Source organism: Undibacterium sp. 5I2, assembly GCF_035019605.1.
Taxonomy (GTDB): Bacteria; Pseudomonadota; Gammaproteobacteria; order Burkholderiales; family Burkholderiaceae_D; genus Undibacterium.
In genome coordinates, this window is the sequence record NZ_JASJVS010000014.1 from 22,087 (window position 1) to 33,189 (window position 11,103).

The following is an 11,103-nucleotide window of genomic DNA, read 5'->3' on the forward strand; positions in this document are numbered from 1 at the left end:
GTTCTCCGTGGGTCTCATACGTCCAACAACATGCGGTGCTTGATGTGTCGCGCGAACACCGCCATGAACTGCGCGTCCAGCCGTGCGCCCCACACGGCCAGCGAGTGTCCGACGATCCATAGCGCAAGACCGGGGAGCCAGAGTTGCAACCCGAGACCGACCGCAGCGGCCAGCGTGCCGTTGGCAATCGCCACCGTGCGCGGCGCGCCGCCCAACAAAATCGGTTCGGTCAATGAACGATGCAGCGGCACTTCAAAGCCGGGTGCGTCAGCAGGCAGCGCGTTCATGCGATCACCGCTCCACCTGCAAAGCTGAAGAAGGTCAGGAAGAACGAGGATGCGGCGAACGCGATTGACAGGCCGAAGACGATCTGCACCAGCTTGCGGAAGCCGCCGCTGGTGTCGCCAAACGCCAGCGTCAGGCCGGTGGTAATGATGATGATCACCGCGATGATTCGGGCCACCGGCCCCTGGATGGACTCCAGCACCGATTGCAGCGGTGCCTCCCACGGCATGTTCGAGCCCGCTGCATGCGCAGGCAGCGCCACGCACAGCAACAGCGCCGCCATGACGATGACCTGCATACCGACCTGAAGGCGGGCGTTGTGCAGAAGCGGATTTACGGAAGTGTTTGAAGTGTTTGAAATGTGCAAAGGTGTCATGACGGTTCTCCGGGTGTTGATAAAAGTGATGGGAAGGAAGGCATCAGCTCCGTGCTGAGTTGGTAGCCGTGGCTGTCGAAGCCGGTGACGCGGGCGATTTCCTGCACGCGGCGCGCATGGCCGCGACCGGCGATGTAGACGATGATGTTTACGGCCTCGGCGATCAGGGCGCGTGGTGCGGTCACAGCGACTTCGAGAATCAGTTGTTCCAGCCGCAGCAACGCGCCCGCTGCGGAACCAGCATGGACGGTTGCGATGCCGCCCGGATGGCCGGTGCCCCAAGCCTTGAGCAGGTCGAGCGCTTCGGCGCCGCGCACCTCGCCGACGACGATGCGGTCCGGCCGCAGCCGCAGGGTCGAGCGCACCAGCTCGGCCATGGTCACCACACCCGCGCGGGTGCGCAGCGGGACGTGGTCGAGCGCTGTGCATTGCAGCTCCACCGTGTCTTCGAGCACGATCACGCGGTCGCCGGTGGCGGCGATCTCGGCGAGCAGGGCATTGGCCAGCGTGGTTTTGCCGGTGCTGGTGCCACCCGCGATCAGGATATTCTGGCGTTCGCGCACGGCAGTTCGCAGGAAGGTTGCCTGCGCCTCGGTCAGGATGCCGTCGGCCACATAGGTGTCGAGCCGGATCAGGTTGACTGCGCGCTTGCGCAGCGCGAAGACCGGCCCCGGTGTCACGGGCGGTAGCGCGCCCTCGAAGCGTTCGCCCGTTTCCGGTAGTTCGGCGGATAGCAGCGGCTTGCCCGCATGCACTTCGGCGCGCACATGGGCGGCGACCAGTCGGATGATCCGTTCGCCATCGGCGGGCGTGAGACTGACGCCCAGCGGCTCGCGCCCACTGCTCAGTCGATCGATCCACAGCGAACCGTCGGGGTTGAGCATGACTTCCACCACGTCAGGGTCGTTCAATGCCTTGGCGATGTCCGGCCCCATCGCCGTGCGCAGCATGCGAACGCGACGTTCCAGTGCCAGCGAGGCCGACAAGCCCTGATCGCGCGGCGGGTTGCTCATGACGGTGCTCCCGCAGCTTCATCGGCAGGCACTGCGGCGTGAGCGTTTTCCTCTGTGCCAAAGAACTGGCTGGAGTCGGGCTGGATTTCCTCCACCACGTCCTTGACCAGGCTGCGCCCGCGCAGCAGATGTCGGCCGAGCTGTTCGATAAACTGCTCGAAGCGTGCGCGACCCTGAGCGCGTGCCGCTTCCTGATGCGCTTCCGGCACCGGCGTGCTGACGGTAAGGAAGTAGCGCACGTAGAGCGCCAGCGTCTCGATCAGGATGTTCTGATCCCGCTCCAGCTTGTCGAGCTGGCGAGACAAGCGGTCCAGACGTTTGGCGATGGCCGCTTCGCGCTGATCGCCGGAGTCGGGCGACAGGAACGAAGCCAACGCAGCGGCGATGATGGAGGACTTGGACAAGCCCTTCATGGTCGCCAGCTCGTCGAGCCGCTTGGCGTGCTCGTGTTCGATGAAAAGGTTCAGACGTGTGCGGCTCATAGGGATATCCCGTCATCAGGGTCAAGTGCGGCTAGCCGCGCCGTGCGTAGCAGGCGTGGATCGAGCTGGGTGGGCAGCGACAAGTCGTCGTCATCGAACAGGCCCAAGTCGTCCATTGCGTGTTCTGGTTCCGGCGTGAATACGACTTCGGACAGTTCCGGCTGCTGCTGGTGGCCACCGTCGTCGATGGCCCCGCCGTGTGCGGGGATGGCTAAGCCGGAAGTCGGTGCGGCGGGGGCGGGTATAGCCAGCCCGGTCCAATCGTCTGGCCGCAATGGCGGTGCGTCGGCGTAGTGCCCGAGTTGCAATGACGGCGGCGGCTGCATGCGCGTCTTGAAATTCGCATCCATGTAGTAGCGAATTTTTTTCGCCTTGATCGGTGGATGGCCGGACACCATTACCACCTCGTCGTCCGGCGGCAGTTGCATGACCTCGCCGGGCGTGAGCAACGGTCGTGCCGTCTCTTGCCGCGATACCATCAAGTGACCGAGCCACGGGGCCAACCGATGGCCCGCGTAGTTGCGCTGCGCGCGCAATTCGGTTGCGGTGCCCAACGCTTCTGAAATGCGCTTGGCGGTGCGCTCGTCGTTGGTGGCGAACGCGATGCGCACATGGCAGTTATCGAGGATCGAATGGTTTTGGCCATATGCCTTGTCGATCTGGTTGAGCGATTGCGCAATGAGAAATGCGCGCAGGCCATAGCCGGCCATGAAGGCCAGGGCGGACTCGAAGAAGTCGAGCCGACCCAGTGCCGGAAACTCGTCGAGCATCAGCAGCAACTTGTGGCGTCGTGCAATGCCGTCCGAACCATCGAGTGATTCAGTCAGGCGTCGGCCGATTTGGTTGAGGATCAGCCGGATCAAGGGCTTGGTGCGGCTGATGTCCGAAGGCGGCACCACCAGGTACAGCGACACCGGGTGATCGGCATCGATCAGGTCGGCGATGCGCCAGTCGCAGCGTGAGGTGACTTCGGCCACCGTGGGATCGCGGTACAGGCCCAGGAAACTCATCGCGGTGGACAGCACACCGGATCGTTCGTTTTCGCTCTTGTTCATCACCTCGCGCGCCGCTGATGCGACAACCGGATGCGTTGTTTCGCCCAGGTGGCGTGTCGTCATCATCCGGTGCAGCGTTACCTCGAATGGGCAGGCCGGATCGGACAGAAAATTGGCGACGCCACGCAGCGTTTTGTCTTCGTTGGCGTAGAGCACATGTAGGATCGCGCCGACCAGCAGTGCATGCGAAGTTTTTTCCCAATGGTTGCGCCGCTCCAGCGCTCCTTCGGGATCGACCAGGATGTCGGCGATGTTCTGCACGTCACGCACTTCGTGCATGCCGCGCCGCACTTCAAGCAGCGGGTTGTACGCAGCCGAGCGTGCATCGGTCGGGTTGAACAGCAGGCAGTGCGAGAAGCGCGAGCGCCAGCCGGCCGTCAAGGTCCAGTTCTCGCCCTTGATGTCGTGGATCACGGCAGAGCCGGGCCACGAAAGCAGCGTCGGCACCACCAGGCCGACACCCTTGCCCGAGCGGGTGGGCGCGAAGGCCATCACATGCTCGGGACCTTCATGGCGCAGGTAGTCGCCATCTTTACGGCCCAGGAAAACGCCGGCAGGGCCGGTCAGCCCGGAACTGCGGATTTCAGCGGGCAGCGCCCAGCGTGCCGAACCGTAGGTCGTGACCAGCTTGGACTGCCGTGCGCGCCACACCGACATGGTGACGGCCACCATGGCACCGGCTAAACCGCTGCACGCGGCGATGGCACCGCCGCGCAGGAAGATGTCGGGTGCATAGGCATCGAAGAAGTACCACCACTCGAACAGCCGCCACGGGTGATAGATCGGCGTGCCATACAGGTCGAACCACGGCGCGCCGAGGCGCATCTGGTATCCCAGTGCTGCCGCCGTCCACTGGGTGGCACTCCATAGCCCCAGCAAAGTGGTGGCGAAAACCATTGTGATCTGGCCAATCAGCACGCCGGTCGGCACCATGCGCTACCCCTCTTGTGATTGCTCGATTCAGTCCATTTCAATGGGCCGTCAGCGCGGTACACGCGAATCAGGATCGGCCGATCGTTACGGTTCGAAGCGGCACCGAAACGGCACCGTTTTAAGCATCACAAGTTTGGGGGCGCCGCGAGTATGAGCAAACCTGCTCCGGCGAAGGTCGGCTAAGAGGAGAGTACAGGGATGATTATTTCCTGTCGCTGGCACGAACTGCGAAGCTTGTCGTGTGGTATTTCCACAGACGAACCCACGTCCGCAGTGGCCATTGGACGCACGGCCTGCTGCTGCCGTTGACTCGTCATATGCTGCTTGTATGGCGCTACCGAACAGGTAGTTGGGATTGGAGCGGCAGATGATGGCGATAAAAGCCGCACACGAAGTGGGTGGAGCAATTCGAGCGGGAAGGTTTCAAGCGAGGGCGGGCTTTGCCCAATCGTATATTTCACGAGCGAGTTCCGCAGGCTGTTGCATGCTCACCACTTGGAATCCATCTTGTTCGAGCTTCCATTCATGGTCGCCGATGACCTCCTCAATGCGCTTGTATTCTTTGCGCTCCATCGCTTGCGGATCAGGCAGCAGCAGAAATAAGCCCATGGAATTAAGGTGGCGCTTGCGCCAGCAGGTCTTCAAGTCCAGGCTCGCCTTGAGGAGGTTCATCTCCACCGTAGTCGATGTCTTGTAGACGGCCGAGGTAACGCTGCCGCATGAGGTCGGCGTCAGTAAGTTCAAATCCAAGAAATGTCTGGAACCATCGTCGCCATCCACTAGAAGTCCTTGCTGCTCCTCTTGAACAAAGCGTTCGAAGTCAATGCCTGCGATCTCTTTGAGGTAACGGTTCACCAGGCGCCGAGCGTTTGGGGTGTCGATCGTTTCGAAGTCGCTTCCCCGCTTCTTGGGAGAGGGGGCCATGGTGACGACTTCCGCAAATAGGCGCTCGACCTTGTCCTCCCTGTCCTCTCCCGATGTGAACACGGGCGGCGAGATTGACAGGCAGTGCGATTCAAAGCGGACAGCGTCAAGAGGCAACTTGGCTTTGACGGCTTGTTGCAGAGCCTCTGCGGCATAGGCCATTAATTCGCGCGCCGACTTTTGCGGGAACACGTCCGGGTACACGCATTCGAACTTCTTGAAATCGTCCAACAACTTGAAATGCAGACGCTCGTCAGCGGATTGCACAGCCACACCCACAGTGAAGCGCTGCGGGGCAAATAGGTCAGGCTGCAATTCAATTGTTGCCCATGCGCCCACAAAGGCTGGCTTGGGCGTGGCTTTGGCCGCTTGGCTCAGGCTCCCATGGTCTATCTTGATGCCGATTGGTTTGGATTCGCTCATGCGATGACTCCCAATTGGTTAGCGAGCCAGCCTGGCTGCGACCGCGCATTCAACGTGGCGACGATGCCTGTTTTTGCGGCTGTTTGGTTTGGAAGGAGCAGGTCGATCAAGGCGTCGAGATCGGATTGCGCGTTTAAGAATGCGCCCGCATGTCCAGTCGCAGCCTTGGCCATGTCCACCTGGAAGCGCTTGAACTCCTTGCTGTCGAGGGCGCGTTGAGCCTGCTCCATGAGGCACTGCTTATTAAAGCCCTTGGTCTTGCCGACCCATAGCGTATCGTAAAGCAAGGTCTCGTGATCGATCGTGGCGTAGCCCCTGTCTGATCGGATGACATTGCCGAAGTTGCGGTCCCTGAGGTCGCTCCAATGGTCAAATGCGGCGAATTTCCGAGAGTCTTGCGAGCGCAGGAAAGCTTTGCGAGAGGCTATGAAATCCATTCGTTTGGCGTGGTCGCGCACCGCCGACCCAGGCACGGCCTGGCTGCACCAAGCCGGGCAGAGCGGGGCGGCAAAGTGATTGAACTCAGGTGGAAGGGGCTGGCTTTTGCGCAGGGTTGCCACATCCACCATGACGATGGCGACAAACTCCGCTCGACTCAGTCCCGCATGCCCAGCGAGCACCCATCCCAACGCTTCGCAAAGGAGGGCTGGTATGTCGGGGTCGGGCGCAAGCTTCACATAACAAATCCGCTCCTTGCCTGATTCGTCCGCGATCTTCGCGAGGTGGGTCGAATTGACGCCCGGATTGCCGGGTTGCCCTCGGAATTCGCGCCAGGCGGAGGCATCGAGGATTGGCACGCTCATCTCCCACCTCCCTCAGGCATTTTTAGCGTCGTCGAGCTCATTTTTGGCTGCGCGTTATTGTTAATAGCACATAGCATACCCTATCAAAATGATTCGCATGTTATTCTTTGCGTTTTTGGCGCGTTCGTTCCGTACACGCGCGAGGGTCAGGAGTCCGGGAGCATGCATTGAAAGTCAGGGAAGAAGTGTTGTCGCAAACGCAACGGGAGAGGTTGGCCTTCCTAGAGCTGCGCGCGTTTTTTACAGGCGAGCTCAGTCGCGGCGACATCGAGACCCGGTTTGGGATCAAGCCGGCAGCGGCCTCGCGCGATTTGGGCATCTACCGCGAGATGGCGCCGGGAAACCTGGATTACGACGCCGCAGGCAGGCGCTACCGGCCCACGGCATTGTTTGTCCCTATCTTCGCGTTCCATTGTGAGCGCGTGCTCGCATGGCTGTTGCAGGGGTTCGGTGATGGATTGGAACTCGGTCTCAAACCGGCCACGCCATGCGAGGGGCCTGGCCAATTGGTGCAGCCGGACATGGCTGTCTTGGGTGTCATCACCAGGTCTATGTGCGCCAGGCGCCCGGTCAGGATCAGCTACCTATCGATGTCGTCAGGACAGAAACGGCGCGAGATCGTGCCGGTCGCCTTGGCCGACAACGGCCTGCGTTGGCACGTCCGTGCGTTCGACCGGGAGCGGCAGCGGTTCGGCGATTTCGTTCTGACCAGAATTGTCAAGGCGCAAGAGCTCGATGGCGAGACGGAGGAGCGCGAGCTTCTCGGGGCCGACGAGCAGTGGGCGCGGATTGTTGACATGGAATTGGTCCCGCATCCCGGCGTGAAGTGGCCTAAAGCGGTGGAGGCGGACTATGCCATGAGCGATGGAGTGCTGCGGATGAAAACGAGGGCGGCTTTGGCGGGTTACGTCTTGCGGCGCTGGTCGATAGACGCCACGCCAGACCACCGCCTTGATCCTGCGTCGTACCACCTTTGGCTTCGGAACACTCCCACCCTCTATGGAGTCGAGAGCGCCGCTTTGGCGCCTGGGGCTGCGGCCGAGCATTGAACACAGAACATAAACATAGCGAAGTACACAGAAGGGAACAACATGCTTGGATTACAACTGCGCGATGAGTTTCGCGGAACGAGGCTCCGTGGCACGACCATCGACTTCAACAACGACGCCAAGACTGGCGCCTTGGATATGGACGCCAAGGATTTCTTGGCAATCACGTATCCCTCGATTGACCTGATCAAGTCGATCAAGGCGGTGGCGCCAGGCTCGAATAAAGCGGTAGTCATGGTCGGCAACCGTGGGCAAGGCAAGTCCCACTTGATGGCGGCGGTTTGCCATATGCTCAGCGATCCTGATGCCGGCGAGGCTTGGCTCAAGGCATGGTCGGACAGAATTGGGCAACCTGAATTGGCTGGCATGTCGTTGCGATCGAAATTGCATGTGATCGCGGAGCCTTTGCACGAACATCGATTCGCCTACCTTTGGGATATCCTGTTCGCGCGTCATCCCAGGGGCGAATTCGCCAGGGGCAAGTGGGAGGGGCGAAAAACGGAGGTTCCCGGAAAAGACATCCTGATGGCGATGTTCAAAGAGCAGCCCACGGCGCTCTTGCTCGATGAGTTTCAGACCTGGTTCGATGGCCTGAGCGATGCCAACGAGCCTCGACAAGTCTGGGCCTTCAATTTCATTCAGATCCTGTCTGAGATCGCTGAGAACAATCCTGAGCTTTTGTCGCTGGTCGTGTCCGTTCGCGAGGGCAACGCAAACGCAGCTCAGCAGCTTTTCCGCGTCAATCCTGTTCGCGTCGACTTCAAAGGCGAGCAGGCGCAGCACGATCGCCGCAAGCTTTTGCTCTACCGTATTTTCGAGAACCGGATCAACATTCCTGCGGGGCAGATCGAACCGTTGATCGCGGCCCATGTCTCGGAGTTCATGAGGCTGTCAAGCAAGCCAGGGTCGGAGCTTGAGCGCCACAAAGCTAGGTTTTCCGAGTCATGGCCATACTCGCCTGAGCTTTTGCAGCTTCTTGACGACGAGGTCATTTTCGCTGTTCAGGCGCAGGGCACGCGGGACCTAGTCCGCATCTTGGTCGAGCTCTTCAAAGCGTCGGGCGACATGGTTCCTGTCATCACGTCCGCTGATTTCGAACTGTCGGGTGATGATCGTGGCAGCGCTGCGTCGCTCATCGACACCGTCGGCATCGAGCATCACAAGCAGCTTCGCGACAAAGCGCTGCGCAATCTGACCGCAGTGCAGGAGGCCTTGGGTGGCGATTTGTCCCAGGTTCCCCATCTTCGAGAAATCGTCAGCGCGCTTTGGCTGCGATCGCTTTCGCTCGATAATCATCGGGTTGGAGCTGAGCCGGAAACTTTGCAAACTGATGTGACTCGCGATTCGAAGGTCGACGACAATGCGTTCCAAGCGGAATTGGGAACGATCGAGAACAACAGCTACAACATCCATAAGCTGGGCTCGCGGCTGGTATTCAAGCTGGAAGAGAATGCTCGCACCCGTTTGTTGGCGCACGCCCGCAATGACAAGCTTTTCCAAAACGGCGAGGATGTTGATTACCTCTCCACGGAGATTCGCCATGTCATCGGCGGCGACACTCAGTTGTCCGGCATGTATCGGACCATTGTGCTCAAACGCGAATGGAACAATTCGCCATGGGAAGAATTGGACGAACGCGATAGGCCGCAATCATGGGATACGCGCATCATCCCGATCATCGTGTTGCCTGCTAGCCCGGACCCGCTGGATGCGACGTTGGGCCAATGGGTGAAGAAGTTCTTGGTCTCGGGTCGCAATACGCCAAGGTTCCTCCTTCCTCGCAAAGGTGTCGACGGAACCATTTACCAAGATCGCGAGTTGATGATCCTAGCTCGTGCTGCGTTTTTGGCCAAAGACTGGGCGAAAACGGAACCGGCATATCGTGCCTTGGCGACTGAGTTCAACAACCAGATTAAGACCAAGGTTGCAGACCGCTTCGACCGTTTTGCGATATTGCGGACGTGGAATAGCGAGGACGCGGCGAAGTGCGTTTTTGATGCCGAACCACATGGTTCCAAAGCCGAAAAGATTCCCGTCGCGATCCAGGACAAGATCAAGCAAAACCTCTTTATCGCGGAGGAGTTCGACGACATGGTCGTCTCGTTCGCCCAGCGCAGCATGTCGCTTGCGAAGTTGTTGGCGGAGTTGCGCGAGCCTCGCGGAGTCAAGGAATGCATTCCTTGGCTAGGCGAAGCGGCGGCCAAGGATGCTGTCCTCGCGGTATGCGCCGATGGGCGGGTGGCAATCAATGTGCGTGGCCTGCGGTCGCTGCAACGAGTGCCCGGCGAAGATGCTGATGTCGCGTTGAGGCGCATGAAGCGTGACTTTGACGTTGCTGGCAAACAGTTGGAGGATACGCTGCTGACATTGCCTGGCACACCGCCGCAGAGTTCTGGGCAACCAGGCGCTGGCGAGCAGGCCCCAAGCGGCACGCCAGAGCTTCCGGGCATTCCAGGCCTGCCCGGCCAACCGGATCAGCCACCAACCAATCCGTTCGGGCAGCCGATCGCGCCAGGAGATGGAGGCGGCGCGTGGCCGGCGCCGCCAGTAATGACGACAAAGCTGAACGCCGATCCGACATCGGCTTTGAATCTTCTGAGTCGCGTCGCGGACACGTGGCGAATCCAACCAGGCACGACCGTCAAGAATGTGTCCTTGCGCATCGACAAGCTCACCGGGGCGCAACTTCAACAGCTCATCAGGACATTGCCTGATGGCCTTTCATATGGGCTCGATGCCGAGAAGGAGGAATCCTAATGAGTGTCGATTCCACATTGCTTGATCGGCTTTTGATCGAGCCGTCGCAAACAGCATGGCCACTGATATTTGATGAGCTATGGCAACGATTGTCTGTCCCCATCGTCGGCGATCCAGCTTCCGAGCTGGTTCGGCGCGACAAGTTGGTCGAAGGGCTCGACCTGGTCCTTTCCAGCTCTGCGTGGGAGCTATGGCGCGACTTCGAGTCTGCTGCTCCAAGCAATGCCAAAGCGATTGAAGAATTTTGGAATCAGGTACAGGGTGGCAAAGCCGTGTTGGTCCTCGATGCGCTATCGCTGCGGGAGGTGCCGTGGCTATTGGCGGAGGCTGAAAGTCGTGGCTACAAGATCAAACAAGCGAAAGCCTGTGCCTCGGCCCTGCCTAGCGACACAACAAGCTTTGCAAAGTTATTGGGTCTGCCGCAACGCTCAGCTTTGACGGCTGGCGCGGTGAATTCTTTAAAACTCGCAGGCGCTGCGACAGCTCTCTTTGATCAGCCTTGGCAGGAGTGTGCAAACACGTTACCCAACAGCCCGTCTCTTTTCGTTTGGCACGAGTGGCCAGATTCTTTGCTGCACGACTACGCGGCGCCAGGCAAAGGGCTGGCGCCGTTGGCCCAGGCAGTAGACGCAGTGCTGTGCGGCGATGAGTTCTGGTCCTTCATCGACCGTCTGGCAACAGGACGAACGCTGGTGATCACTTCCGATCACGGCTACGCCGCTTCGGGTCATTTCGGTGATGTCCATGACTTGGTTCAGAAGGATTATTTGGCCTCGACATACGGAGCGGAACGGTTCGCTTCATCGCAGGATCAGGCAGGTTCGGCGTGGGCTCCACCGTTGGATATTGCGATGACGACGAAGCGTGGTGCTTACCGTTTTGTCTTGGGGCGACGTTCATGGAGCGTCGCGGGAGGCAGGAAAAATTTGGCTCATGGAGGGATTTCGTTGCTTGAAGTGGCGTCCCCCTTCATTGAGATAGTCAAACAGAATTGAAGGCTCGC

The 11,103-nt window shown here is 59.9% G+C and carries 10 protein-coding genes; 3 read left to right on the forward strand and 7 right to left on the reverse strand.

What is annotated here, in order from left to right; all coding sequences use genetic code 11:
* Window positions 1-14: 14 nt before the first annotated feature.
* The 7 genes from QN359_RS07165 to QN359_RS07195 form a co-directional block, all read right to left on the reverse strand.
* Complete coding sequence (locus QN359_RS07165; RefSeq protein ID WP_300060117.1) at window positions 15-287, reverse strand: VirB3 family type IV secretion system protein; 273 nt, start codon at window positions 285-287, stop codon at window positions 15-17.
* Window positions 284-661, reverse strand: coding sequence for a TrbC/VirB2 family protein (locus QN359_RS07170; protein WP_322248657.1), 378 nt, complete (start codon window positions 659-661; stop codon window positions 284-286). The genes QN359_RS07165 and QN359_RS07170 overlap by 4 nt, the downstream gene beginning before the upstream one ends.
* Window positions 658-1,674, reverse strand: coding sequence for a P-type conjugative transfer ATPase TrbB (gene trbB / locus QN359_RS07175; protein ID WP_322248656.1), 1,017 nt, complete (start codon window positions 1,672-1,674; stop codon window positions 658-660). The genes QN359_RS07170 and trbB overlap by 4 nt, the downstream gene beginning before the upstream one ends.
* Window positions 1,671-2,156, reverse strand: a complete 486-nt coding sequence (locus QN359_RS07180) for a CopG family transcriptional regulator (RefSeq protein ID WP_322248655.1) — start codon at window positions 2,154-2,156, stop codon at window positions 1,671-1,673. The genes trbB and QN359_RS07180 overlap by 4 nt, the downstream gene beginning before the upstream one ends.
* The gene (locus tag QN359_RS07185) at window positions 2,153-4,144 is read right to left on the reverse strand and encodes a conjugal transfer protein TraG (protein ID WP_322248654.1); all 1,992 of its coding nucleotides are present in this window, start codon (window positions 4,142-4,144) and stop codon (window positions 2,153-2,155) included. The genes QN359_RS07180 and QN359_RS07185 overlap by 4 nt, the downstream gene beginning before the upstream one ends.
* Before the next feature lie 423 nt (window positions 4,145-4,567).
* Window positions 4,568-5,491, reverse strand: a complete 924-nt coding sequence (locus tag QN359_RS07190) for a hypothetical protein (RefSeq protein ID WP_322248653.1) — start codon at window positions 5,489-5,491, stop codon at window positions 4,568-4,570.
* A complete protein-coding gene (locus tag QN359_RS07195) occupies window positions 5,488-6,294 on the reverse strand; it encodes a hypothetical protein (protein WP_322248652.1) in 807 nt (268 codons plus the stop codon). Before QN359_RS07195 ends, QN359_RS07190 begins: the two co-directional genes overlap by 4 nt.
* 167 nt (window positions 6,295-6,461) lie before the next feature.
* On the opposite strand from QN359_RS07195, the gene QN359_RS07200 reads away from it, so the two are divergent.
* The 3 genes from QN359_RS07200 to QN359_RS07210 are packed head-to-tail and all read left to right on the forward strand — an operon-like array spanning window position 6,462 to window position 11,095.
* Window positions 6,462-7,343: a WYL domain-containing protein gene (locus QN359_RS07200; protein ID WP_322248651.1), complete on the forward strand. Its 882-nt coding sequence runs from the start codon at window positions 6,462-6,464 to the stop codon at window positions 7,341-7,343.
* A gap of 42 nt (window positions 7,344-7,385) precedes the next feature.
* Window positions 7,386-10,100: a DUF499 domain-containing protein gene (locus tag QN359_RS07205; RefSeq protein WP_322248650.1), complete on the forward strand. Its 2,715-nt coding sequence runs from the start codon at window positions 7,386-7,388 to the stop codon at window positions 10,098-10,100.
* Window positions 10,100-11,095 carry a hypothetical protein gene (locus tag QN359_RS07210; RefSeq protein ID WP_322248649.1) on the forward strand — a complete coding sequence of 332 codons (996 nt, stop codon included), beginning with the start codon at window positions 10,100-10,102 and terminating at the stop codon, window positions 11,093-11,095. The genes QN359_RS07205 and QN359_RS07210 overlap by 1 nt, the downstream gene beginning before the upstream one ends.
* Window positions 11,096-11,103: the final 8 nt, after the last annotated feature.